20 protein-coding genes and 2 riboswitches are annotated in these 24,528 nt (G+C 41.0%); of the genes, 11 read left to right on the top strand and 9 right to left on the bottom strand.

Annotated elements, in window-relative coordinates; genetic code table 11:
* Positions 1 to 180 precede the first annotated feature (180 nt).
* A complete protein-coding gene (locus CGICJO_RS01165) occupies positions 181 to 1,131 on the bottom strand; it encodes an L-lactate dehydrogenase (protein WP_087376894.1) in 951 nt (316 codons plus the stop codon).
* A 238-nt stretch (positions 1,132 to 1,369) separates the two neighbouring features.
* On the opposite strand from CGICJO_RS01165, the gene CGICJO_RS01170 reads away from it, so the two are divergent.
* Entirely contained in the window at positions 1,370 to 2,644 is a 1,275-nt protein-coding gene (locus CGICJO_RS01170) for a chloride channel protein (RefSeq protein ID WP_486499981.1), read from the top strand.
* A 65-nt stretch (positions 2,645 to 2,709) separates the two neighbouring features.
* Here CGICJO_RS01170 and CGICJO_RS01175 read toward each other — a convergent pair whose 3' ends face one another.
* Positions 2,710 to 3,240, bottom strand: coding sequence for an inorganic diphosphatase (locus tag CGICJO_RS01175; RefSeq protein WP_087376895.1), 531 nt, complete (start codon positions 3,238 to 3,240; stop codon positions 2,710 to 2,712).
* A gap of 156 nt (positions 3,241 to 3,396) precedes the next feature.
* Between CGICJO_RS01175 and CGICJO_RS01180 the strand changes: the two genes are divergently transcribed.
* Positions 3,397 to 5,079 (top strand): DUF1653 domain-containing protein, encoded by a 1,683-nt coding sequence (locus tag CGICJO_RS01180; RefSeq protein ID WP_486499321.1) that lies wholly within the window; start codon positions 3,397 to 3,399, stop codon positions 5,077 to 5,079.
* Positions 5,080 to 5,197: 118 nt separating this feature from the next.
* Here CGICJO_RS01180 and CGICJO_RS01185 read toward each other — a convergent pair whose 3' ends face one another.
* Complete coding sequence (locus CGICJO_RS01185; RefSeq protein ID WP_486499322.1) at positions 5,198 to 6,361, bottom strand: LCP family protein; 1,164 nt, start codon at positions 6,359 to 6,361, stop codon at positions 5,198 to 5,200.
* 288 nt (positions 6,362 to 6,649) lie between these two features.
* Positions 6,650 to 7,234, bottom strand: coding sequence for a 5'-deoxynucleotidase (gene yfbR / locus CGICJO_RS01190; RefSeq protein ID WP_486499323.1), 585 nt, complete (start codon positions 7,232 to 7,234; stop codon positions 6,650 to 6,652).
* 165 nt (positions 7,235 to 7,399) lie between these two features.
* Here yfbR and CGICJO_RS01195 point away from each other — a divergent pair, with 165 nt between their 5' ends.
* The 5 genes from CGICJO_RS01195 to CGICJO_RS01215 all read left to right on the top strand — a co-directional run bounded on the left by CGICJO_RS01195 (position 7,400) and on the right by CGICJO_RS01215 (position 12,422).
* On the top strand, positions 7,400 to 8,761 hold the full coding sequence (locus CGICJO_RS01195; RefSeq protein WP_486499324.1) for a Sapep family Mn(2+)-dependent dipeptidase: 1,362 nt from the start codon (positions 7,400 to 7,402) through the stop codon (positions 8,759 to 8,761).
* A gap of 26 nt (positions 8,762 to 8,787) precedes the next feature.
* Positions 8,788 to 9,612 (top strand): DUF975 family protein, encoded by an 825-nt coding sequence (locus tag CGICJO_RS01200; RefSeq protein WP_486499325.1) that lies wholly within the window; start codon positions 8,788 to 8,790, stop codon positions 9,610 to 9,612.
* A gap of 56 nt (positions 9,613 to 9,668) precedes the next feature.
* A riboswitch (FMN riboswitch) is annotated at positions 9,669 to 9,783 on the top strand.
* A 130-nt stretch (positions 9,784 to 9,913) separates the two neighbouring features.
* A complete protein-coding gene (locus CGICJO_RS01205; protein WP_486499326.1) occupies positions 9,914 to 10,552 on the top strand; it encodes an ECF transporter S component in 639 nt (212 codons plus the stop codon).
* A gap of 46 nt (positions 10,553 to 10,598) precedes the next feature.
* Positions 10,599 to 10,695: riboswitch (THF riboswitch) on the top strand.
* 87 nt (positions 10,696 to 10,782) lie between these two features.
* Positions 10,783 to 11,370, top strand: a complete 588-nt coding sequence (locus CGICJO_RS01210) for a folate family ECF transporter S component (RefSeq protein ID WP_486499327.1) — start codon at positions 10,783 to 10,785, stop codon at positions 11,368 to 11,370.
* 125 nt (positions 11,371 to 11,495) lie between these two features.
* Positions 11,496 to 12,422 (top strand): DMT family transporter, encoded by a 927-nt coding sequence (locus CGICJO_RS01215; RefSeq protein ID WP_486499328.1) that lies wholly within the window; start codon positions 11,496 to 11,498, stop codon positions 12,420 to 12,422.
* Positions 12,423 to 12,512: 90 nt separating this feature from the next.
* Here CGICJO_RS01215 and pulA read toward each other — a convergent pair whose 3' ends face one another.
* The 5 genes from pulA to CGICJO_RS01240 form a co-directional block, all read right to left on the bottom strand.
* Positions 12,513 to 14,567 (bottom strand): type I pullulanase, encoded by a 2,055-nt coding sequence (pulA, locus tag CGICJO_RS01220; RefSeq protein ID WP_486499329.1) that lies wholly within the window; start codon positions 14,565 to 14,567, stop codon positions 12,513 to 12,515.
* A gap of 167 nt (positions 14,568 to 14,734) precedes the next feature.
* Positions 14,735 to 15,994 carry a phosphopyruvate hydratase gene (gene eno, locus CGICJO_RS01225; protein ID WP_486499330.1) on the bottom strand — a complete coding sequence of 420 codons (1,260 nt, stop codon included), beginning with the start codon at positions 15,992 to 15,994 and terminating at the stop codon, positions 14,735 to 14,737.
* A 70-nt stretch (positions 15,995 to 16,064) separates the two neighbouring features.
* Entirely contained in the window at positions 16,065 to 17,669 is a 1,605-nt protein-coding gene (locus CGICJO_RS01230; protein WP_486499331.1) for an NAD(P)/FAD-dependent oxidoreductase, read from the bottom strand.
* Positions 17,670 to 17,672: 3 nt separating this feature from the next.
* Entirely contained in the window at positions 17,673 to 18,899 is a 1,227-nt protein-coding gene (locus CGICJO_RS01235) for a BaiN/RdsA family NAD(P)/FAD-dependent oxidoreductase (protein ID WP_486499332.1), read from the bottom strand.
* Positions 18,900 to 19,218: 319 nt separating this feature from the next.
* Entirely contained in the window at positions 19,219 to 19,728 is a 510-nt protein-coding gene (locus CGICJO_RS01240; protein ID WP_486499333.1) for a COG2426 family protein, read from the bottom strand.
* Positions 19,729 to 19,912: 184 nt separating this feature from the next.
* Between CGICJO_RS01240 and CGICJO_RS01245 the strand changes: the two genes are divergently transcribed.
* The 4 genes from CGICJO_RS01245 (at position 19,913) to CGICJO_RS01260 (ending at position 24,257) form a co-directional block, all read left to right on the top strand.
* Complete coding sequence (locus CGICJO_RS01245; RefSeq protein ID WP_087376922.1) at positions 19,913 to 20,398, top strand: VanZ family protein; 486 nt, start codon at positions 19,913 to 19,915, stop codon at positions 20,396 to 20,398.
* Between the two features lie 66 nt (positions 20,399 to 20,464).
* Positions 20,465 to 21,313 carry a sulfide/dihydroorotate dehydrogenase-like FAD/NAD-binding protein gene (locus tag CGICJO_RS01250; RefSeq protein WP_087376924.1) on the top strand — a complete coding sequence of 283 codons (849 nt, stop codon included), beginning with the start codon at positions 20,465 to 20,467 and terminating at the stop codon, positions 21,311 to 21,313.
* Positions 21,306 to 22,697, top strand: coding sequence for an NADPH-dependent glutamate synthase (gltA, locus tag CGICJO_RS01255; RefSeq protein WP_087376926.1), 1,392 nt, complete (start codon positions 21,306 to 21,308; stop codon positions 22,695 to 22,697). Before CGICJO_RS01250 ends, gltA begins: the two co-directional genes overlap by 8 nt.
* 165 nt (positions 22,698 to 22,862) lie before the next feature.
* A complete protein-coding gene (locus CGICJO_RS01260; protein ID WP_486499334.1) occupies positions 22,863 to 24,257 on the top strand; it encodes an MATE family efflux transporter in 1,395 nt (464 codons plus the stop codon).
* Positions 24,258 to 24,528: the final 271 nt, after the last annotated feature.

Raw genomic sequence — 24,528 nt, forward strand, 5'->3', positions numbered from 1 at the left:
TTTTGTTTCGCTTTTACAGAATTTTCTTTTTTAAAAAATGCATGTTGCTTACTCAAATTTAATTTTAGAAAAAGGAAAAAAAGGTATAAAAAATAAACAGAGAACGGCAATCGCTCTCTGTTTATAACAAGATATATAATTTTTATTAAAATCTTATTTTTAAGGTTTAAATAATTCTCATTACAGCTCAATGCTGTTAAAGCATTCATCAAGAAGTGTGCAGGAATTTTCCATTCTTTCAAGCTCGTCCGGAGTAAGTTCAAGCTCGATTGTTCTGTCTACACCGTTCTTATTGATAATTGCAGGGTTTCCGATAAATACGCCCTTTTTGCCGTATTCGCCTCTGAGTCTTACGGAAACTGTCAAAACGCTGTTCTGGTTCTGCAAAATAGCCTTTGCAATTCTAACCATAGCCATACCTATTCCGTAATAGGTAGCACCCTTTGCCTCGATAATGTGCTGAGCTGCACCTCTTACAAGGCCGCTTATTTTATCCAAATCCTCAAGGCTGTACTGGTCACCGCTCTTTTCAACTATATCTGTAATTCTCTTTGTGGAGATGAGAGCCTGTGACCACGGAACGAATTCGCTGTCGCCGTGCTCACCGATAACATAGGCGTGAACGTTTCTTGGGTCAACGCTGAAATAATCGCCAACAAGGTAACGAAGTCTTGCAGAGTCCAGGGTTGTACCTGTTCCCACTACTCTTGATGGGTTAAAGTTTGAAAGCTCGCAGGTAATTCTTGTCATAATGTCAACAGGGTTTGTAGCAACAAGGAAAACTCCGCCGAAGCCGCTTCTTACAACAGGGCCAACTATGGACTTGAAAACAGCTGTGTTTCTCTGCAAAAGCTCAAGACGGGATTCGCCGGGCTTCTGGTTTGCGCCTGCGCAGATTGCAACGATATCTGCGTCTGAGCAATCGCTGTAGTTGCCTGCATAAATTCTCATGCTGCTTGAAGAGAAAGCCACGCCGTGGTTAAGGTCTGCTGCTTCTCCTTCTGCACGCTTCTTGTTAATATCTATAAGCACAAGCTCGTCGCAGACATTCTGGTTAAGGAGAGCATAAGCAAAGCTCATTCCTACCATTCCTGTACCTACAATAACAACTTTTCTTTTGTTAAGCATCATTTTTACATCAACCTTTCATATGAACGGTTTTTCCCCTCCTTAAAGAAAGAAACCGAAATTTTTAATATAAACAAAACTTACTCATTAAAATTGACTGCGCTGATTTTTGGTGGTAAAATTATCAGTGTTTTACTCTAAAACAAATTCATTCAAATTAAAAGACAGTTAGGAGGCGTCTTATTTGAATCAGGAAAATGAGGGCAATCAATCAATATTCCCGAAGAAATCTCCGGAAGAAATAAAAGACCAGTTAAAATCTTTTCTTCGCAGGAAAATTCTCTCCATACGAAATTATATATTTACATTTCTCAAATGGGCTGTTGTGGCAGGTATCACCGGATGCACAGGAGGCTTTATCGGAGGACTTTTTCACGAAAGCGTAAAATACGTCACCGAGCTTCACAATGCAAACCCTTTTCTGCTTTATTTTCTGCCCTTTGCGGGTCTTCTTATAGTTTTAATGTACAGAGGACTTAAATTCGACAGCGACCCCGGCACAAACATTGTAATAAACTCCGTTCGTTCTCACAACGAAGTTCCCATACTTATAGCGCCGCTGATTTTCGCCGCAACTGTTACTACTCAGCTTTTCGGCGGTTCAGCCGGACGAGAAGGAGCCGCTTTACAGCTTGGCGGAAGTATAGGACGCCAAATGGGCGGAATTTTCAAGCTTGATGAAAAGGACATGCATATTGCCATAATGTGCGGAATGAGCAGTGTTTTTTCAGCTCTTTTCGGAACTCCACTGACCGCTGTTATATTTGCAATCGAGGTTATAAGCGTCGGCGTTTTCTATTACAGCGCACTTGTTCCCTGTCTTATAGCTTCTCTGTCAGGATTTGCAGTATCTTCACTTATGGGAGCCGCTCCCCTTTACTTTGCCGTTGAGCATTTTCCCGATATCGAAATACTTACATTGCTTAGGGTTTTGCTTTTAGGAGTTCTCTGCGCCGTTGTGAGTATTATTTTCTGTATCACATTAAAAAATACGGCAAAGCTTTTCAAAAAGCTTTTTAAAAATTCATACATAAGAATATTTGTAGGCGGACTTATTGTGGTTATTCTCACTTTGATTATAAACACACACCGCTTTAACGGAACCGGTATGGAATACATAGAACGTGTATTCAACGGCGGTCAGGTCTACTGGTTTGACTTTATAATGAAAATCATCTTCACAGCGGTAACCATATCTGCCGGATTTAAAGGCGGCGAAATCGTTCCAACCATGTTTATAGGAACAGCCTTCGGTTACTTTGCCGGAAGTCTTTTGGGTCTTGACCCACAGTTCGGCGCAGCTATCGGACTTGTTGCCACCTTCTGCGGCGTTGTAAACTGCCCTGTTGCATCAATTATTCTCAGCGTTGAAATTTTCGGAGCACATGGACTTATATTCTTTGCCGTTGCCGTATCCGTAAGCTACATGCTCTCAGGATATTACGGTCTGTACTCCAGCCAAAAAATTCTTTATTCAAAACTAAAGGCTGAATACATAAACATAAATGCAAAGTAAATCCTAAATAAACCTTAGTTTTTTACAAGACATCGAAACCGGTGTCTTGTTTTTTTATTTTAATTTCAACAGTTGAATTTTTCCTTGTAATTCTTGATGCAGGAATGAACTATCTCAATAGCCTTTGCCGCATCCTGAACTTCGTCTACCGCTGTTTCCTTGTTTTCAAGGGACTTGTACACTTTAAAGAAGTGAGCCATTTCCTCGAAAATATGCATAGGAAGCTGTGAAATGTCGGAATATGTGTTATATGACGGGTCATTGAAAGGAATTGCAATAATCTTTTCGTCATTCTTTCCGTTGTCTATCATATTTATAACGCCGATAGGATAACATCTTACTGTTGTAAGAGGGTACATCACCTGACTGCACAAAACAAGTACGTCAAGCGGGTCACCGTCGTCGGCATATGTTCTCGGAATAAATCCGTAGTTAGCAGGATAATGAGTAGAGGTATGCAAAATTCTGTCCAGCACCAAATAGCCGGTCTGTTTGTCAAGCTCGTACTTAGACTGACTGCCCTTCGGTATTTCTATTACTACCATAAAATCCAATGCGTTGATTCTGGAAGAATCCATATCGTGCCAAATATTCATTTTTTTCCCTCCAAGTAAAAATTTTTTAATACTGCCCCTATATTATAACATATAGAAAACTGTTGCACAATAGCCAATTTTATGTTAAACTAAATAAAGTTATTGATTAAGTTTAACAAAAGTCAGTAAAATACACTAATCCGGAGGTCATGTATCATGAGTTTCATTAACGAAAGTATTATCTACAATATCTACCCGTTGGGTTTCTGCGGTGCTCCTATTATGAACGATAATAAACAAGAGTACCGACTTGATAAAATCTACGAGTGGATAGACCATTATAAGGAGCTTAGAGTTAACGCCATAGTGTTCAACCCTGTATTTGAAAGCACTAAACACGGTTACGATACACGTGATTATTATAAAATAGATAAGCGACTTGGCGACAACCAGTCTTTCAAAAGAATTTGTGACACTCTTCACAGCAACGGCATAAAGGTTATACTTGACGGCGTATTCAACCATGTAGGCAGAGAGTTCTGGGCATTTAAGGATGTTCAGGAAAAGGGAAGCAATTCACCATACTGCGGATGGTTCCAAAATCTCAATTTCGGCGGTTCAAGCCCTTACGGCGACCCCTTCTGGTACGAGGGCTGGGCAGGACACTATGACCTGGTAAAGCTCAACCACCACAACCGTGACGTTGTTAACCACCTTTTAGGCGCAGTTTCTTTCTGGATTGACGAATTTGACATAGACGGACTTCGTCTTGATGTTGCGGACTGCATCGACGTAAACTTTTTTAAAGAGCTTAGAGCGCTGTGCAAATCAAAGAAAAGCGACTTCTGGCTTTACGGAGAGATAATTCATGGCGACTATACACGCTATGCAAACCCTGAGGCTTTGGACTCAGTTACAAACTATGAGTGCTACAAGGGAATTTACTCCTCCCATAATGACCACAACTATTTTGAAATCGCCCACTCACTTCAGCGTCAGTTCGGCGGCGCTTACGGCGGCGGTATTTACAGAAATATCTACACCTACAATTTTGTTGACAACCACGATGTAAACAGAATTGCAAGCACACTGAGAGATAAAAATCACCTTGCCAACGTATACACACTCATGTACACAATGCCAGGTGTTCCGTCAATCTATTACGGAAGTGAATACGCAATAGAGGGCGTAAGAAGCAACACAAGCGACGAAGCTCTCCGTCCATGCCTTGATTTCCACAATCTTGTAAATCCAAACCTTGAGCTTTGCAGCTTCTTAGGACGTCTGGGAAAGGCAAGACTTGGTCTTAAAGCCGTTAAATACGGAACATTTGAAAATGTAAATATCAGAAACGAACAGCTTGTCTACAAGCGTCAGTATGAGGATCAGACAGTATATATCGCATTAAACCTTGCCGCAGAGGACAAAAACATGGACTTCAAGGTTGACGGCGACACATATCTTGTTGATGTTTTAAATAACTACGAAACATTCCAGGCAAACGGCTGGGCAAATATAAGCATTCCGGCATATTCCGCTAGAATCCTTGTTCAGGGTTCTGCTGATTTCAGACTTCCGGAAGATCAGTGCCAAAACGCTGAACCACAGCAGGAGGCTCCGGCAGCTGAAGAAATAACAGAAGCACCGGTTGCTGAGGAACCAGCTGTTGAGGTTGAAGAGGTTCCGGTTCCGCAGCCTGTACATCTCGGCAGATACCGTCATTTCAAAGGCGGCGAATACGAGGTTGTAGGTATTGCAAAACACAGCGAAACCGAAGAGGAAATGGTAGTTTACAAAAACGCCATGGACGGAAGCCTTTGGGTAAGACCATACGCTATGTTCAATGAGGTTATAGAACGTGACGGAAAGAAAATGCTTCGTTTCGCTCCCATGGACTGATAATTGATTTGATGTAAATTAAATTTCAAAATCCCGGATTTACAAAGCTTAGTTCAGTAAATCCGGGATTTTCTTATAAAAAATCACCGTACCTTTCGGCACGGTGATTAAGATTATTTTAATAGTATACGTTTTCTTCTTCCGATTCTATTTCAGTACCGCCGCTTACAAGCTCCTCATAAAGGAACACTGCAAGCTCTTTTCTTGCGGCGTCAAAATCATAAATTCTTATTATTGACTGACCGTCTGAGGTTTCGCCGTATTCCCAATAATTATTAGGAACCGTTGTTTCTACCATATCATAGCTGAGATATGTCAAGGAGTTCATAACAAGTGTTGTTATCTCGCTTTTTGTCAGGTTAGTGGTTATCATAGGTCCTATTTCACTGACAATCTGGATAATCTGAGGAAGTGAAGCTGTTTTCATATCCTCCATAACCGTGTTGAGGAAATCTCTCTGTCTGTCGGTTCTGTCCCAGTCGTCACCCTCAAAAATAAACGGGTCGCCGCTGTCTCTTTCATCAAAGCCTCTGTTTCTGCAATGCCAAAGAGCCTGAGAACCATTGAGATGTACAATGCCCGGCTCTGCGGTAATCTCATTTTCCGTATCAGTCTGACCGTTTCTGTATCTCTGATGGTTAATATAGTCAATCTCACCCTGAGTAAGCTCTATGTCAATTCCGCCCAAAGTATTAACTATATTTTCAAAAGCATCAAAACCTACAACTGCATATCTGTCTATTTTTATTCCAAAATTATACTCAACAGTTTCTATAGCAAGCTCAGGTCCGCCCAATGAATATGCGTTGGTAATCTTTTGCTTACCGTAACCCGGAATTTCCACATAGGTATCTCTCAAAAATGATGTGAGCTTAATTTTATCGTGGCGGTTATCTATGGAAAGGAGAATCAAGCTGTCGCTTCTGCCGTAATCCTCTCCGCTCCAGTCTCTCATATCGCTGCCGAAAAGCATAACATTGAGCACCATAGGGTCATTAAGCAAGCCGGAATCCATATCGGTATTCAGATCGCCGATGCCCAAATCAGGAGCCTCTCCCTCTGTGGTTTCATCAGTAAGATTGCTCTCCTTGCTGAAATTATCAAAATTAAAAGAATCAAGGGTTTTATAATAATAAATAATACCGGAGCCAAGCACAATAAATATCAGAGAAAGGAAAACTGCCACAACTCTTCTTGCCGTTCCCTTGGGCTTAAACTTAGGCACTTTATTCTTTTTTGAATTGGAACTGATATCTCTGCTTCTGTTATCATTACCCGCCATGGAATCGCCTCTCTTAAAAATAAAAATAATAGTGTAAGATTGTATCACGAAAAACCGCAATAATTTATAATGCTTTTAAGGTTAAATTATACTTGTCTTAAAACACTTCATGTTAAAAAATCCCGACTAAAATGGGATTTTATGTAATTTTAGTGTAAATCAGGTAGAATTTTTGACTTTAATATTATACAACTATCAGGCGAAAAAAATAATTCTAAATTAGAATTATAAATAAATTCAGCAAAATATCACAGTATGCATTTATACACATCAAAATTATGTAAAGTTTTACCCTTGTTCATCTAAAGTAAGGCTGAAAGCCGGCAAAAACTCCTTTAAAAACACCTCTATTTCCGGCATTTTCATGTTTTTAAGGTCATTTTCCAGCGTCTTTTTGGCTTGGTCAAATTCTCGGCTTCCGGTCATTTGCTCCTCCGTGCATTTTATAAGGGCAGAGATTTTATCGGCGGCTTTAATATATCTGTAAAGCTCCTTATTCTCCCTTTCAAAATTTAAAACAGGAGAATACTCCTCACGCAAATCATCAGGAAGCATGGAAAGAAGCTTATCCACAGCGATTTCCTCTACCTTTTTATATGCCTCAACAATTGCCGGGTTATAGTACTTAACCGGTGTAGGCATATCGCCTGTTATTATTTCCGAAACATCATGAAACATGGCGGCAACTGCTATTTTGTCCGCATCAATATTGCCGTTAAATCTTTTGTTGTGTATAACACAGAGAGCGTGAGCGATTATAGCAGTCTGTATGCTGTGTTCAGAGATATTCTCGGTTCTTGTGTTGTTCATAAGACCCCAGCGGTTTATATATTTCATTCTTGAAAGCATTGCGAAAAAATTACTCTGTTCCATAAAAATCACTTCCTTAAAAAAATAGTGCATTTTTTACTGCTATCTGCTATAATATAATTTAACACAATTAACACAAAAAAATTCAGACTGTTTCTGAATATTATATTACAATATTACTGTAAGGTAAATAGTTTATTTGCCTTATTTTAGAAAGGAAAGTTATATATGAGTTTTGGCGAAAAAATTCTTAACTACAAGGACGATATATTAAAGGATTTGAACACCCTTGTCTCCTTTAAATCCATATCACGTTACTACAACGACGAATGTGAAAAAGCTTTGGACTTTATAATGTCAAGGGCTGAGGAATTCGGACTGACATCCAAGAAAGTTGCGAGCAACTGCGGTCATGTTCAGCTGGGCGACTCCGGAAAGCTCTGCGGCGTTTTGACACATCTGGATGTTGTTCCCGAGGGAAACGGCTGGAATACAGAGCCATTTGCACTGACAGTAAAGGACGGCAGATATTACGGAAGAGGAGTTGCAGACGACAAGGGCTTTGCACTTATCACTTTGTATTGTCTGAAGGCATTGAAGGACAACAATGTGGATATTAAAAACACACTCCGTGCTATTTTCGGAACCGACGAAGAGGTTGGCATGAAGGATATGAAAATCTACTTTGAAAATGAACCCTTGCCGGAAATGGCATTTACTCCCGACAGCAATTACGGAATATGCGTGGGCGAAAAGGGAATTTTGCAGGTTGAAATATCCCTCGACAGACATGACGGCACTATTCTTACAGAGCTTAACGGCGGAGAGGCTATAAACGCTGTTCCCGATTATGCCTATGCACTGCTGGACGCCAGCGAAAACGACGACCACCAGCTTCTGCGTCTTGCCGATGCAAGGGACGGAGATTTTGAGTTTAAATACACAATAGACGGAATGATGATAATAAGCCGTGGCAAATCCGCCCACGCCTGTGAGCCTGACCTGGGCAAAAACGCAATAACCGAGCTTGTTTCTCTGCTCTGCTCCCACTACGGCTTAAAGGCAATGGGCAGTATCTGTTCATTTATAAACTACAGAATAGGAACAGAAACAAACGGAATTTCAATGGGTCTTAAAATGCGTGATGCGGCTTCCGGAGATTTAACTATCAACGTTGGAACAGTACGCATTGGCGAGAATGGTGCTTCTGCCACACTTGATATAAGATATCCTGTCACCGTAAACGGCAAGGATATAATCGACAGAGTTTTCTCAGCCGCAAAGTACGAGGGTCTTAATTTCAGAATTATCAAACACGAAAAGCCTGTTTACTTTGAAAAGGACAGCAAGCTTGTAAACCTTTTAAGCGAAGCATACAAGGACATTATGGGAGAATATCCAAACCTTTACACAACCGGCGGCGGCACTTACGCTAAGACACTTGGCGGAAAAGGCCTTGCATTCGGCGGAGTTTTCCCAGGCGATGAATGTGGACTTCACCAGGCAAACGAAAGCATTGACGCAGAAAAGTTTTTCCTGCACGCTCAAATCTGCCTTGAAGCCATGTACAAAATGGCTGCAGAGGACTGATAATATCTTCGGAGGAGCTGAAAAAGTTGTTTAAAGCTTTAAAACTTACCGCAAAAGCCAAGCTCTCCCATGGGGGAATTTCCCTTTCCGTGGGAGCCGTGATGGTTTGCCTTTTAACAGCTGCGGCGGGAAATTATTTATCATATCTTATAGGACTTTTGGGAAGCCTTATTCCCGGTATAGAACAAACGGGATTTTTACTGCCTGTTATTCAGGGAATATTCTGCGCAGCGGCTATGTTTTTCTTCTCCCCCTTGTTTTTGGGATGCTATAGACTGTTTCTGCTTATTGCAAGGGATGAACAGCCGAAATTATCGGAAATATTTTATTACGGCGGCAACGGACTTTATAAGTGCGCCTTAAAATTCAGCTTTTCTCTTTTAATAAGAGTTCTGGCAAGGCTTTTAATATCCTTTCTCCCTCTTTTAGGAGTTGTTATGCTGTTTGTTTTCACTCCCCTGAAAAACACAACCAATCCCCTTGTGGGAGCGGCGGTATTTTCAATTTTCATTGTTTTGGGGCTTATCCTGTTTGTATATCTCTGTACATCTCTTTTTTATGCTGCCACAGCATTCACAATGATGCCTCAGATAAACAGCAATGCACATTTCCGCCGTTCAAGGGAAATTTGTCAAAACCAAAAAGGCAATATTATACTATTTTACCTGAGTTTTATTCCTTGGTATTTGCTGGGTTTTTTTATAATTCCTATTTTATGGATTACTCCCTATTTCTTTGTAACAATGATAATTTTCAGCTTTTACCTTGAAAACAAGTACAAAAATAAGTTTAAAACCGCTGTAAATCAAAATATTCCTGTGGCAAATGCTTCCGCTTTTCAGCAGTTTTAAAAACAAGGCTATTGACAATCTAAAACATACGTCATATAATTTAATAAAAGAAAATAAGTTGTCTTCGGGGCGGGGTGCAATTCCCCACCGGTGGTTAAAGTCCACGAGCGTAACGCTGATTCGGTGAAATTCCGAAACCGACGGTTATAGTCCGGATGAAAGAAGATAAACACTTAATGCTTTTGGCACATTTTTGTGCAGCACATTAAGCTGTCGAATACCCCCGAATATTCGGGGGTTCTTTTTTTGCAACAGACAACAAATCTTCTTTAAATCATTTCTATTATTGGAGGTTTTTGTTATGCAGACAAAATCAAAGGTCAACAACAGTGCAAAACAGCACACAAACACACATCTCAACAGGCTTATCATAGCCGCAATGCTTTCCGCTTTGGCGGCTGCCCTTATGTTTTTTGAGGTTCCGCTTCCATTTATCGCACCGGACTTCTACAAGCTGGACTTTTCCGAAATTCCTGTGCTTATAGGCGGATTTTCTCTTGGTCCTGTTTGGGCAATCGTAATGGAGCTTGTAAAAATCCTCTTAAAGTTTGTGTTAAAAGGCACTATGACCGCAGGCGTGGGCGAGCTTGCCAACTTCCTTATGGGATGCGCCTTTGTTGTTCCTGCTTCCCTTTTGTACAAATGGAAAAAGAAAAGAAGCTTCGCTCTTCTGGGAATGGGCATAGGAACCGTGGCAATGGCTGTTGCCGCAGTATTTTTAAACGCTTACCTGCTTCTTCCTGCATATGCCGCAGCATTTAAAATGCCAATGGAAGCATTTGTTCAGATGGGTTCAGCTATAAATCCAAACATCGACGGAATTTTGTCCTTTGTAATTTTGGCTGTTGCACCTTTTAACCTGTTAAAGGGAGTTCTTGTTTCGGCTTTGGTTTTCTTACTTTACAAGCCGCTGTCAAGACTTATACACAGCAAAATTTAAAAAACCGATTGACAAAGACATTATTTGTGCTATAATCAGATATGTTCACAGAGTAGAAATTTGTGCGTGAAGTGCCCAATGAACGGGGAGTTGTCATTGGGACGAAAGGTTAACCTGCGGTACAAATTTCGCATCCCGCTGTTACATCAGGACTTTATGCGGGCGGAATTGTGAAATTCCGCCCTTTTTATAACCTCCTTTTGTAGCAACAATTAAAAAGGAGGTATTTTATGTCAATTTTTGCAAAAAGCGGAAACAATATGACTCCGCTTGAAAAACTCAGACGTTCTTCCCACGAATTATCCTCTCCCGCATCCGTGGCTATCTGCGGTATGCTTTTGGCATTGAGAGTTGTATTGGGATATTACGCAAACTTCACCCTCGCCGCATTTCCCGGCGTAAAGTTCAGCCTTGTTTTTATACCAACTGCAATCTGCGGTATGATTTTAGGCCCTGTCCCCACAGCCATTATGGGCGGCTGCGGCGATATGCTGTCATTTTTCTTAAATTCAACAGGCGGCGCATATTTCCCCGGCTGGACAATCAACGCCGCTTTAAGCGGTCTTGTTTACGGTATGCTTCTTTACAAAAACAACGCCACACTTCCAAGGGTAATCATAAGCAAGCTCATTATCACAATTTTTGTTGAGCTGCTTTTGGGAACCTTCTGGCTCACCGTTCAGTACGGCTTCCCGTATTTCGAGTACCTTGCCGCAAGAGCATTAAAACAGCTTGTAACAACACCTTTCGAGATTATTGTAATTTTCTCTTTGGTATCCGTTGTAAAAAAGGCAAAGCTTGTAAGAGCAAAAACTTAACTTTATATACTAAAACCAGCTTCCCCGGCTGGTTTTTTATTTTGTTTAAAAACTTTTCTATTGACTGAAAGGCTGTTTTGATGTAAATTTGTCTTTGGTATTTTTAACAAAGGGGTCTTTAAAGTATGATAAGAAAAATCGAGACGGACAGTCCGGCTTTCGGACATCTTACCGCTGTCATCACTATACTTATATGGGGTACAACCTTTATATCCACAAAGGTTTTGCTTACTTCATTTACTCCCATTGAAATTCTTTTCTGCCGCTTTATAATAGGCTTTATTGCTCTCAATATCTTTTACCCGAAAAGAATGAAAATAAAGGACAGAAAACACGAATTGCTTTTTGCTTCGGCAGGACTTTGCGGAATTACGCTTTATTTTCTTTTTGAGAATATTGCATTAACCTATACCTTGGCTTCAAACGTAGGCGTAATAGTTGCAATATCTCCCTTTTTCAGCGGAATAATTTCTGCCCTGTTCAATAAAGGGGACAAGCCTAAATTAAACTTTTATCTTGGTTTCTTTGCGGCAATCTGCGGAATTGCCATAATCAGCTTTAACGACGGTCAGGGCTACAGCTTCAATCCAATGGGTGATATTCTGGCAATACTCGCCGCTTTTATCTGGGCTGTATATTCATTTATCACCAAGAAAATCGGAAGCTACGGCTACAACACAATTCAAACCACAAGAAGATGCTTCGGCTATGGTCTGATTTTTATGATACCGGCTCTCTTCTTCATGGATTTCAATATAACCCTTGATAAATTTTCATCACCTCAGATAATCGCAAACTTTTTGTATCTGGGACTTTTGGCTTCCGCCGCCTGCTTTGCAATCTGGGGCAAGACAATAAAAATATTAGGTGATGTAAAAACCAGCGTTTACATCTACCTGGTGCCTGTTGTTACCGTTATCACCTCAGTGATTGTTCTGGGAGAAAAGATAACATTTCAGGCGGCTCTGGGAATAATACTTACAATTTCCGGACTTGTGCTTTCGGAGCTTAAATTTTCCCGTCCTTGTCCTGTAAAAATCAGCAGCAAATAAAACAAGCGCAGAAACAGAGAAAAAATGTTTCTGCGCTTTTATTTTTTATAAATTCTTTTTTAAATCCTGCCAAGCGGATTTCAGGAAAGTTCAATGCTTCTTCCCTTTCTGCTGTTTTTCCATAATCTCGTCGTACCACGACTTATATATAAGTATAACGGCTGAGTTTCTGTTCAGCATAAATCTGTTATTGGAAACAACTCCCAAGCTTCTGACTCCGGAATTTGTTCCGTCTGCCAAAACAACCCAGTTGGAACCGTCGCTGTATTCAATTTCGGCGTCAAGATAATTGTCTGCGCTTCCGTTTAAAATAACTGCCATTTTATGATGTTTATTTTCGCCAAACTCTCCGTCCTCTTCGGAAATCATAAATCCTGCGGCATAGTTCGGGAGATTTTGGAAAAACTTCAATCTGTTGGCTGTGGCTCTTGTTGGGTCTCTGAGCATATCAAACTGCTTTCTTATCTTTATAAGTCCGGCATAGTAGTCGCTTACATCGCCGTAATTGCTGAGGTTTTCCCATTCAACCATATTAACCGACGGTGCAGAACGATAACTGTTTTTATCGCCGTACTTTGTTCTGCAAAATTCCTCTCCGCCCAAAGAAAAAGGTATTCCCTGAGCAGTCATAATCAAGGTCTGACAAAGCTTTACCATTGGGATAAGATTTTCGTATCTCATTTTGTAATCCCTGTTTCCTATACATGAGGAAACAAGCTTGTCATAAAGTGTGTAATTGTCGTGGCAGGAAACAAAATTTATTGTCTGAGTAGGCGCCTGCGCCCATCCGCAGTATTTTCCGCACTGACCCTCAGCCGATATAATTATTCCGCCCTTGTTTACTCCGCACTGAGCAAAGCCCTTGTTTCTGTCGTCAAAGGCGCTTCCTTTCAGTGAATCTCTTATTCCGTCGTTAAAAGAACCTATACGGCTGTCAAGATATCCCATATTTGTGTGGTTAGCAAGAAAAATTCCGCTGTCCACATTTGTAAACATCTTCCAGCCCTCGCCGTACATCAGGTACTTGCTTCCGTTTGGAAGACTGTCCAGAGCTTTTCTTATTTCGTTCATGGTATCCACATCGTGAAGTCCCATAAGGTCAAATCTAAATCCGTCTATATGGTATTCCTTTGCCCAGTAAAGAACAGAATCAACCATATATTTTCTGTACATCTTTCTCTCGCTGGCTGTATCGTTTCCGCAGCCTGAGCCGTTAGACCATTTTCCGTCTTTTCCTATTCTGTAATAGTAGCCGGGAACAGTGAGATTGAACCAGGAATCCCTGCTTTTGTATGTGTGATTGAAAACTACATCCATGATAACGCCGATACCTGCGTCATGGAGAGCTTTTATCATCTCTTTACATTCCTTTATTCTAACTTCGCCGTGGAACGGGTCGCTGGAATAGCTTCCCTCGGGAACATTGTAATTCAGCGGGTCATATCCCCAGTTGTACTCGTCGCCGCCCGCCTCGTTGACGGTTGCAAAGTCGTATATAGGCATAAGCTGAACATGGGTAATTCCTATCTTTTTTAAGTAATCAACACAGGTTTCACGTCTGTCCCTTACTCCGTACATGGTTGTATGCTCGGTAAAAGCCAGAAACTTTCCCCTGTTTTTATGGCTGACGCCGCTGGACTGAGCATAGGAAAAATCCTTAACGTGTGTTTCCCAGATAATTGCGTCGGTGGGATTCTCCACAAATATATGTGAGTCCTTGTTCCAGCCGTGAGGGTTTGTATCGCTTAAATCCACAACCATGGATCTAAGTCCGTTTACACCTGCGGCTTTTGCATAGATATCCGCTGTTTCATTTTCCTGTCCGTATACGGTTACAAGGTATGTGTAATATATATTTTTAAGATTTCCTTTTACAGTAATGCTCCACAGACCATTTTCAGGTGTGTGCTCCATCTCTTTGGTAGATATAACATCGCTGACATTGGGCTGTTCCTCACGGCTTCCAACTGAATAAAGACGCAGCTTTACCATCTGCGCTGTGGGCGCCCACACCTTAAAGGTGGTTGCAGCCTTTGAATAGACCGCACCCAAATCATCGCCGTCGTATGAAAACTTATCAAGAACCTTCCAAGTCGCCTCGTTTTTCTCTTTTGACTTTAACAATGCATCTTTCACATATTGCATATTTTTAGCCCCTACCCATTCGTATTTTCGTATAATAGTCATAATTTAACATTATTTTATCACATAACCGTCATTTTGATTTTCCCTAAAAGAATAAAACCACCCATCAGGCGGTTTTATTCTTTTAATATTTAGTTTACAATATTCACATTTTGATTAGATTTTTTCTATATTATTCCATATTGTGCAGAACTTGCTAAAACCTGCTCAATTCTTAAAAGTCTGTTATACTTTGCAGTTCTCTCTGTTCTGCATGGAGCTCCTGTTTTAATCTGTCCCGAATTTACCGCAACTGCGATATCGGCTATTGTGGTGTCCTCGGTTTCTCCGCTTCTGTGGGAAATAACTGCGGTGTATCCGGATTTGTGGGCGGTTTCTATGGTGTCAAAGGTTTCAGACAATGTTCCTATCTGATTTATCTTCACCAATACGGAATTTCCTGCGCCCATTTTGATTCCCTTTTTCAGTCTTGTAACATTTGTCACAAACAAATCGTCACCCACAAGCTGAAGCTTTTTTCCCAGACGTGAAGTCAATGTCTGCCATCCTGTCCAGTCGTGCTCGCTTAGTCCGTCCTCAATGGAGATAATAGGGAATTCAGAAGCCAGTTTGTCGTAATAGTCAATAAGCTGGTCGCTGTCCGCCACTGTTCCACGCTTTGGAAGTGTGTAAATTCCGTCCTTATACCACTCGGAGGAAGCGGCGTCCAAGGCGATTTTTGTATTTTCGCTGTTGTAGCCTGCCTTATGAACAGCTTCCATAATAAGCTTTAAAGCGTCCTTATCTGTGGCAAGGTCAGGGGCAAAACCGCCCTCATCTCCCACCGCTGTGGATTTTCCCTGACTTTTAAGGATTGAACCCAATGCCTGATAAATTTCACAGCACTGCATAAGGCCTTTTGAAAAGCTCTGAGCGCCCACCGGCATAATCATAAATTCCTGAATATCCACATTGTTTGAAGCATGAGCTCCGCCGTTTAAAATATTCATCATGGGAACCGGTAGTCTTGAGCTGTTAAAACCGCCGAGATAACGGTACAGCGGTACACAGAGAGCCTTAGCCGCCGCCTTTGCGCAGGCAAGGGAAACAGCCAAAACGGCATTTGCTCCAAGATTTTTCTTGTTGTCGCTTCCGTCCAGCTCTATCATTATTCTATCGATTTTTCGCTGTTCTGTTACATTTATTCCCTTTAAAGCCGGAGAAATTTTTTCTTTTATATTTTCAACCGCCTTTAAAACGCCTTTTCCGTTGTATCTTCCGTCACCGTCACGAAGCTCCACCGCCTCATAAACACCGGTTGACGCTCCCGAGGGAACAGAAGCCACCGCAGTGACACCACATTCCAGATAAACCTGAGCTTCCACCGTGGGATTTCCTCTTGAGTCAATTATTTCTCTTCCGTCAATACATTTTATTTTTAAATCCATTAGAAAAACCTCCTGTCAAGTAATAGTTTTTCCAATTTAAGCTGATATATTATCTATGAAAGAAAAATTATCAATCACCGCACACGGACACATCTGCTATATAAGAAGCAAGCTTTATACCGTCTACAGCGGCGGAAACTATTCCTCCGGCGTAGCCTGCGCCCTCTCCGCAGGGGTAAAGTCCTGAAAGGGTTACGGACTGATACTCTGCGTTTCTTGAAATTCTCACCGGTGAAGAGCTTCTTGTTTCAACTCCCGTTAAAACTGCGTCGCCGTTTGCAAAGCCGTGAAGCTTTCTGTCCATTTTAATTATCGCCTGAGCCATTGACTCGGACACATAGTCGGGAAGAATTCCCCTGAGGTTTGAGGGCTCTGTTCCTGGAAGATATGAGGGTATAACCTCTCCGAAAGCTGTGGATTTTTTGTTTTGGAGAAAGTCCTCCACACGCTGGGCAGGGGCGTTGTAGTTTTCACCGCCCAAAAGAAATGCGGCTTTTTCCAGCTTTCTCTGATATTCAACGCCTGCAAGAGGATTGTCCGAACCGAAATCAGAGGGATTTACTCCAACCAGCAGTGCGGCGTTGGAATTTGTTCTGTCACGGGCAAATTCGCTCATTCCGTTGGTTACAACCGTGTTTTCTTCGCTGGCGGCACCTACAACCATTCCGCCGGGACACATGCAGAAGGTATAAACTCCCCTGCCGTTTTCTAAATGCTCGCTTAGCTTGTAGTCGGCAGCTCCCAGATGTCCTTTTCCTGCAAATTCTCCGTACTGGGCTTTGTCTGTGTTCTTTTGCAGATGTTCAATTCTCGCACCAACGGAAAAAGGCTTTTGCTCCATAAAAATACCTTTATTGTAAAGCATTTCAAAGGTATCCCTTGCGCTGTGACCTATGGCAAGAATAAGATTTTCCGTATCAAATATAAGCTTCTTTCCGTTCTGCTCTGCCACCGCTCCGGTAACTGCTCCGTTTTTTATGTTTATATCCGTAAGCTTTGTGGAAAAATACACTTGTCCTCCCAAAGAAATTATCTCTTCACGTATATTTTTTACCGTGGTTTTCAGCTTATCCGTGCCGATATGGGGCTTGGCATTGTAAAGTATTTCATCGGGCGCGCCGTGAGCCACAAATTCCTCCAATACAATGCGGCTTCTTATATCCTTTGTGCCTGTGTTAAGCTTTCCGTCGGAAAAGGTTCCTGCGCCGCCCTCTCCGAACTGCACATTTGAAAGAGGTGAAAACTCCCTGTTATTCCAGAAATTTTCAACCGCCTTTGTTCGGCTGTCCACGTCCTCTCCTCTTTCAAGGATTATGGGATTAGCTCCGGCACGTGCAAGGAAAAGTCCTGCAAAAAGTCCCGCAGGCCCGAAGCCAACTATAACAGGAGGATTTTTCATTTCCCTGCATTTTTCTATTTTATAGGTAAAGGGTTTTGCTGTGGTCACGTTTTTGCTTTTTGCACGGGAGATTACTTTTTTCTCGTCGCCGTCAATCTCAGCATTTACAGAAATTATAAATTTAACATCGTTTTTCTTCCTTGCGTCCACGGAACGTCTGGCAATGGAAAAACGTTTTATTTTCTCTTTTTCTATTCTAAGTTCTTTTGCAATCCTCTGCTGTATATCCTTTTCCGTATAGTCAACAGGGAATTTCATATCAGATATTTTTATCATAAATCAAACCATCCTTCCCGCCATAATTCCGGAGGAAAATGCAAACTGCAGATTATAGCCGCCGCAGTCTCCGTCCACATCTGCCGCCTCTCCGCAGATATAAAGGTCTTTGATCTTTTTGCTTTCCATTGTAAAAGGGTCTATTTCCTTTCCGCTTACTCCGCCTTTTGTCACCTGAGCGGAGGAAAAATTCATATTAACTGTGCAGTCAAATTCCCATTTTGTGAGTGTCTGCGCAATCTGCTTTATATCGGTTTTTGTAAGGGTTCCAACCTTCTGTGAAAGGTTTTTTGAAAGAACATCTTTAAGAACAACAAAGCCTATTCGTTTGTGAAGCATTCCCGTAAAAAAGTCCTCAAGAGTATTTTCAGAAAGCATTTTCCTACGCTTAAACAAAAGGTCAACAAGTGTGTTAAAATCATATTCCGGAAAAAGATTAAGATATATGCGTGGCTTTTTGATTTCACCAACATATGATGAAAGGTTAAAAACACAAATTCCGGAAAGAGCCTTTTCGCCGAACTGGATTTCTCCCTGTTCTCTTTTTACTATCTTTCCCTTTTCATCAGCAAGGGAAACCTCTCCCATACATCTAATTCCCTTTAATGATTTCATATATGGATTTTTTACTGAAACAGGCACAAGTGACGGATAGAGAGGTGTTATTGTATGTCCTATTTCCTTTAAAAATTTCAGTCCGCTTCCGTCGGAGCCTAACTTTTCCGAGGCTTTTCCACCTGTACATACCACAACCTTTTCCGCTGTCACAGTACAGCTGTCACAGACAACCGAAAACTTATTTCCTCTTTTTGAAACAGATTTAACAGCACATCCGCATTTTTCTTCAACGCCCAGACGGTCAAGGGCAAGTCTTAAAACATCAAGCACAGATGACGCCTGATTGCTGTAGGGATAAACTCTCCCCTCGTCCTCTTCTTTCCAAAAAAGACCTATATTTTCAAAAAATCTCAAAACCTCTGAGGGGGGTATTTCTTTCAACAGATTTTCAACGCCCTTTTGAAAGCTTCCGTGATAATTTTCAGGGGAAGCCTTCATATTTGTGAGATTGCATCTTCCGTTGCCGGTAGCAAGAATTTTCTTTCCCACACGCTGTTCCTTTTCTATTATAATTACTTTTCTGTTTTTATCCTTTTGAGCGCAGGTTACGGCACATACAAGACCGGCCGCTCCTCCGCCTATTACAGCCACATTGGCAAAATAATTTTCCATAGCTACTCCGTATCTTATTTTTTAGTTGTTTTTATTATAGCATATAATCGTAATTTTTCGATGTGTTTTCTGATTTTAATTCGGAAAAAAGTTACAGAATTGGTTTTTTCATCGTATATAATTGTTACAGAAGAAATTCCATAAAATATCTGCCGGAAAAAAATTGCATTATCCGATTTTTCCCTATGATATAATTAAAATTTTAATTGGACACCAAATAAAACACAATATATCACACTAAATCATTTTAACATGGCAAAAACCGTCTGACTTTTAAAAGCCAGACGGTTTTTGTTCTCGTTATATTTTATGTTTTAAATTACACAAACAAATTTACAATTGCAGGAATAAGTCCGAAGAACAGACTTGCAATTATAATTGAAGCCATAAGCACGCCGGGGATAATGCTCTTCATAGCATCTTTAAATTTAAACTTAAACAAAGCTGCAACCAAAGCACCTGTCCAAGCTCCTGTACCCGGAAGAGGAATACCTACAAAAATGAACAATCCGAAAACCTTGTGCTTCATAATCACTTCGGCTTTTTCATTTGCTTTAGCTTCAAGTTTATCAACAAGCTTTACAAACCTTGTATTTTTCAGCTTTGCAAAAATTCTTTCAATAAAAAGTAAGATAAATGGTATAGGCAGCAAGTTACCGATAATACAGATACCCAAAGCAGGCAAAAGATCTACTCCGAGAAAGCTTGCCGCAATCAGTCCGCCACGGCACTCCAGTATAGGACACATGGAAACGATAAATATAATCAATTCCTTGGGAATACCGGCCATTGCTTCAATCATTGACTGAATAAGACCCTCCAAAAACATCAACCTCCGTAATAAACTAAACAAAAAATTAACATATATTTTTTACAGTGTTTATATAGACAAAAATATAAACAAAAGTAAGCCTGTCAGTACTTCATTATACCTCAAAAACGGAGAATTTACAACTAAAGTTTGACATAAAAATCTTTTTGGTTTAAAATAGATAAGACAATGGGGTGATATAATGAATAAGTCAGCCAAAGATAACAAAATATTAAAAGTTTTCATGATTATACTCACCGCAGGCTACATTGTTTTTATTTTATCCAATTCTTTAAAGCCGGCGACTGTGTCCGGCGCAAACAGTCAAAGCATAGTTGACGTTATCAACGGCTTTTTTAAAAGCCTGAATCTAAACATAGTTTTGACAAACCATATCATTAGAAAAACGGCGCATTTTGCCGAATTTTTTCTTCTCGGTATAATAACAACCTCTGCTTTCAGAGTATTCACAAAAACTCCCTGTAAGAACATATTTACAATTCTTTTTATAGGGCTTGCAACTGCCGTAAGCGACGAAACAGTACAGCTTTTTGTTGACGGCAGAGGAAGTCAGGTTTCAGATGTATTGCTTGACTTCAGCGGCGTTCTAGCCGGAACCTTAATTGCCCTGCTTTTTTATATTGTAATGGCAAGGCATAAAAAGAAAAAAGAAGAAAAAAACTGCTGAAAATCCGCCTTTGCCATAAAAGCAAGGCGATACATATATTATTCTATAAGTAAAGGGAAGATTAAGATGTTTGAAATTGTAGAAAAGACTTATCTCAATCCATCCATGACAAAAATGGTAATAAAAGCTCCCCTTGTAGCTGCCAAGGCACAAGCCGGACAGTTTATCATTCTTCGTGTTGATGAATACGGAGAGAGAATTCCTCTCACTATTGCCGACTACGACAGAGAAAAGGGAACTGTTACTATTATATATCAGAAAGTCGGCAAAACAACAATGCTTTTGGACACATACGGAGCAGGCGAAAGCATCTCCGACTTTGTAGGCCCTCTGGGAAAAGCTTCCGAGCTTGAGGGATACAAAAGAGTATGTGTAATCGGCGGCGGTGCAGGCTGTGCTATCGCTTATCCACAGGCAAAAGCTCTTCACAATATGGGCGCATATGTTGACATTATCGCAGGCTTCAGAACAGAAGACCTTATTATACTCAAAAAAGACATGCAGAAGGTTTGCTCAAGACTCACCGTTATGACCGACGACGGTTCAAACGGCAACAAGGGTTTTGTTACAGACACACTTAGAAGAAGCCTTGAAATCGGCGACACATACGATTTGGTTATCGCTATCGGTCCTATTCCTATGATGAAGGCTGTTTCCGAGCTTACAAAGGAATACGGCATCAAAACAATCGTAAGCATGAACCCGATTATGATTGACGGCACAGGAATGTGCGGAGGATGCAGACTTACAGTAGGCGGAAAGACAAAGTTTGCATGTGTTGACGGCCCTGACTTTGACGGTCACGAGGTTGACTTCGACGAGGCTATGAAGCGTCTCGGCACATATAAGGATTTAGAGCAGAGAGCAGTAAGAGAGCCTGACTGCCGTTTGATGAGAGGTGCAGAAAATGTTTAATATGGATAAAAATAAAACAAGAATGCCTGAGCGTGTGCCACAGCTCAGAAACAAGAACTTCAAAGAGGTTTCCGCAGGCTACAATGTGGAAATGGCTATAAACGAGGCTAACCGCTGCTTGGGCTGTAAAACTCCTGCCTGCGTAAGCGCATGTCCTGTTAACGTGCCGATTCCACAGTTTATTCAGAAAATCAAGGACAACGAATTTGAAGAGGCTTATCAGATTATTAAGACTGTAAACTCACTTCCTGCTGTTTGCGGCAGAGTTTGCCCTCAGGAAACACAGTGCGAGAGCAAGTGCGTAAGAGGTCTCAAGGGCGAGAGCGTTGCTATCGGACGTCTTGAAAGATTTGTTGCCGACTACCACATGAAAAACTGTGAGGAAAAACCTGTAAAGCCTGCAACAAACGGCCACAAGGTAGCTGTTATCGGTTCAGGCCCATCCGGTCTTACCTGCGCAGGCGACCTTGCAAAGCTTGGTTATGAGGTTACAATTTTTGAAGCTCTCCACAAAGCCGGCGGCGTTTTGATGTACGGTATTCCTGAATTCAGACTTCCTAAGAAGATTGTTGAAAAGGAAATCGAGGATTTGGTATCTATCGGCGTTAAGATTGAAACAAACATGGTTATCGGAAAAATCCTCACACTTGACGAGCTTTTCGATATGGGATTTGAGGCAATCTATCTTGGAACAGGCGCAGGACTTCCTGCATTTATGGGAATTGACGGCGAAGGTCTTATCGGTGTTTATTCCGCAAACGAGTTCCTCACAAGAATCAATCTTTTGAAGGCTTACGATGACAAGTACGACACATTCATTGTTAAGCCAAAGAACGTAGCTGTTGTAGGCGGCGGTAACGTTGCTATGGACGCCGCAAGAAGTGCTAAGCGTCTTGGCGCAGAGAATGTTTACATAGTTTACAGACGTTCTGAAAATGAGATGCCTGCAAGAAAAGAAGAAGTTCATCACGCTAAGGAAGAAGAGATTATCTTCAAGACACTTACAAACCCTGTAAGAATTATCGGCGATGAAAACGGCAAGGTATCAAAGCTCGAGTGTGTATCCATGGAGCTTGGCGAGCCTGACGCATCAGGAAGACGTGCTCCTGTAGTAGTTGAGGGTTCCAACTTCACAATGGATATTGACTGCGTTATCATGGCTTTAGGAAATACTCCAAACCCACTTATCCTTTCAGTTACTCCGGGTCTTGAGGCAAACAGAAGAGGCTGTCTCACAGTAAATCCAAAGACAATGCAGACATCACTTAAAAATATTTATGCAGGCGGCGACGCTGTTACAGGTGCTGCAACAGTTATCCTGGCTATGGGCGCAGGTAAGCAGGCTGCTAAATCCATTGACGAGCTTTTGAAGAAGCGCAAGTGATTATTATATAATAAGACAAATTCATATGATGCATACCAGTTTTGATATGCATCATATATTTTGCTCTTTTTTTAGAAAGTAAAAACCACTTACCTTAAATTTTATTTCAAGAAAACATAATATATCATCTTTTTTGTTCTTCATTATTACTGCAAGGGGGATAATATGAGTCAGAACATTAAAAAGAAAAGCATTTCTGCCGATAAAATGGGAAGTACCCCAATGCTTAGGCTTATACTTTCAATGTCACTGCCCACAATGTTTTCAATGATTATACAGGCAATGTACAATATTGTTGACAGTGTGTTTGTTTCAAGTTTGGGTCAGGACGCACTTACCGCCCTTTCTCTTGCCTATCCTTTACAGCTTATGACTATTTCTGTGGCTGTAGGTACAGGCGTTGGTATAAACTCATTTATTTCAAGACGACTGGGAGAAAAAAATCAGGAGCTTGCCAACAACGGTGCGGCAAACGGAATTTTTATTTCTATAATAAGCTGGCTGGTATTTTTGCTGGTTGGAATTTTCCTGACAGTTCCTTTTTTCAAGCTTTTTAACCCAACACCTGGAGTAATGAAGTACGGTGTAGACTACACCTCAATTATTCTTATATTCTCCGTGGGCGTTATGGTGGAAATAGCCATTGAAAAGGTTCTTCAGGCAACGGGAAACATGATTTTCCCAATGATTTTCCAGCTTATAGGAGCTGTTACAAACATTGTACTTGACCCTCTGTTTATTTTCGGAATCGGACCTTTCCCGAGAATGGAGGTTGCCGGAGCAGCAATCGCAACTGTTATAGGTCAGATTTTGGCAATGCTTTTTGCAATATATATTTTCTTTTTCAAGAAACATGCGGTTCAGGTTCATGTCAGAAATTTCAAGCCAAGCCTTAAAATTATAAAAAATATTTATGCCGTAGGATTTCCCTCTATTATAATGCAGTCCATAAGCTCTGTGCTTGTTGTTGGACTCAACGCAATTCTTATGGGATTTTCCGAGGCGGCAGTTTCCGTACACGGAATTTACTACAAAATGCAGAGCTTTGTATTTATGCCTGTTTTCGGGTTAAATCAGGGACTTATGCCTATTATGGGCTACAACTTCGGCGCAAAAAACAAGGACAGACTTCATTCCGCTATAAGATACGGCTGTATCATAGCCGCTTTTATAATGCTTTGCGGAACAGTAATTTTCTGGGTTTTCCCTGCTCAGATACTCTCTTTGTTCAACGCCAACGGCGATATATTGAACATGGGTATAAAGGCCATGAGATTTATCAGCCTTTCTTTCCTGCCTGCGGCTATCGATATAATCTTCTCCACCACCTTCCAGGCTGTGGGTAAAGGATTTTCCAGCATGATACTTTCATTGCTTAGACAGCTTGTTTTCATTTTACCTGCCGCTTTTGTTCTTTCAAACTTTGGCGTAAACGCTGTGTGGTTTGCATATCCTATAGCTGAGGTAGGCGCACTTATAGTGGCAATCTTCCTCTATACAAGAATAAACAGAAAAGTATTTTCAAAGCTCCAGCCCGGAGTTCCTATAGCTGAGATATAAATAACTTATAACACAAAAATCCGCAGTTCAATGGTAACTGCGGATTTTTCTTGTTTTCTATAAAAGAAAATAAATATTATCTTTTACAAATAAACCCAGCCACGGTTAAACAGTAACCGTGGCTGTAAATTTTAATATTTAAAATTGAAACTCAACCGTGAGCAAACCACTCCAAAGACTAATCAAAAGGTCTCGCCCGCCTTTTAATCATCCTTATTTTCATAAGAAAACCATGCAGCAAGGCGGAATTAAAAAACACAGCCATGGCACA

This window comes from Candidatus Limousia pullorum, assembly GCF_057405065.1.

Excerpts from the sequence above, each read along its gene's own strand:
- eno (WP_486499330.1), bottom strand. The coding sequence starts at position 15,994 with ATGGATTTAAAAATAAAATGTATTGACGGAAGAGAAATAATTGACTCA.
- CGICJO_RS01260 (WP_486499334.1), top strand. The coding sequence starts at position 22,863 with ATGAGTCAGAACATTAAAAAGAAAAGCATTTCTGCCGATAAAATGGGA.
- pulA (WP_486499329.1), bottom strand. The coding sequence starts at position 14,567 with ATGCAATATGTGAAAGATGCATTGTTAAAGTCAAAAGAGAAAAACGAG.
- CGICJO_RS01185 (WP_486499322.1), bottom strand. The coding sequence starts at position 6,361 with ATGGCGGGTAATGATAACAGAAGCAGAGATATCAGTTCCAATTCAAAA.
- CGICJO_RS01245 (WP_087376922.1), top strand. The coding sequence starts at position 19,913 with ATGAATAAGTCAGCCAAAGATAACAAAATATTAAAAGTTTTCATGATT.
- CGICJO_RS01195 (WP_486499324.1), top strand. The coding sequence starts at position 7,400 with ATGAGTTTTGGCGAAAAAATTCTTAACTACAAGGACGATATATTAAAG.
- CGICJO_RS01175 (WP_087376895.1), bottom strand. The coding sequence starts at position 3,240 with ATGAATATTTGGCACGATATGGATTCTTCCAGAATCAACGCATTGGAT.
- CGICJO_RS01180 (WP_486499321.1), top strand. The coding sequence starts at position 3,397 with ATGAGTTTCATTAACGAAAGTATTATCTACAATATCTACCCGTTGGGT.
- CGICJO_RS01250 (WP_087376924.1), top strand. The coding sequence starts at position 20,465 with ATGTTTGAAATTGTAGAAAAGACTTATCTCAATCCATCCATGACAAAA.
- CGICJO_RS01215 (WP_486499328.1), top strand. The coding sequence starts at position 11,496 with ATGATAAGAAAAATCGAGACGGACAGTCCGGCTTTCGGACATCTTACC.
- CGICJO_RS01210 (WP_486499327.1), top strand. The coding sequence starts at position 10,783 with ATGTCAATTTTTGCAAAAAGCGGAAACAATATGACTCCGCTTGAAAAA.
- CGICJO_RS01235 (WP_486499332.1), bottom strand. The coding sequence starts at position 18,899 with ATGGAAAATTATTTTGCCAATGTGGCTGTAATAGGCGGAGGAGCGGCC.
- CGICJO_RS01165 (WP_087376894.1), bottom strand. The coding sequence starts at position 1,131 with ATGATGCTTAACAAAAGAAAAGTTGTTATTGTAGGTACAGGAATGGTA.
- CGICJO_RS01230 (WP_486499331.1), bottom strand. The coding sequence starts at position 17,669 with ATGATAAAAATATCTGATATGAAATTCCCTGTTGACTATACGGAAAAG.
- CGICJO_RS01205 (WP_486499326.1), top strand. The coding sequence starts at position 9,914 with ATGCAGACAAAATCAAAGGTCAACAACAGTGCAAAACAGCACACAAAC.
- CGICJO_RS01240 (WP_486499333.1), bottom strand. The coding sequence starts at position 19,728 with ATGTTTTTGGAGGGTCTTATTCAGTCAATGATTGAAGCAATGGCCGGT.
- gltA (WP_087376926.1), top strand. The coding sequence starts at position 21,306 with ATGTTTAATATGGATAAAAATAAAACAAGAATGCCTGAGCGTGTGCCA.
- yfbR (WP_486499323.1), bottom strand. The coding sequence starts at position 7,234 with ATGGAACAGAGTAATTTTTTCGCAATGCTTTCAAGAATGAAATATATA.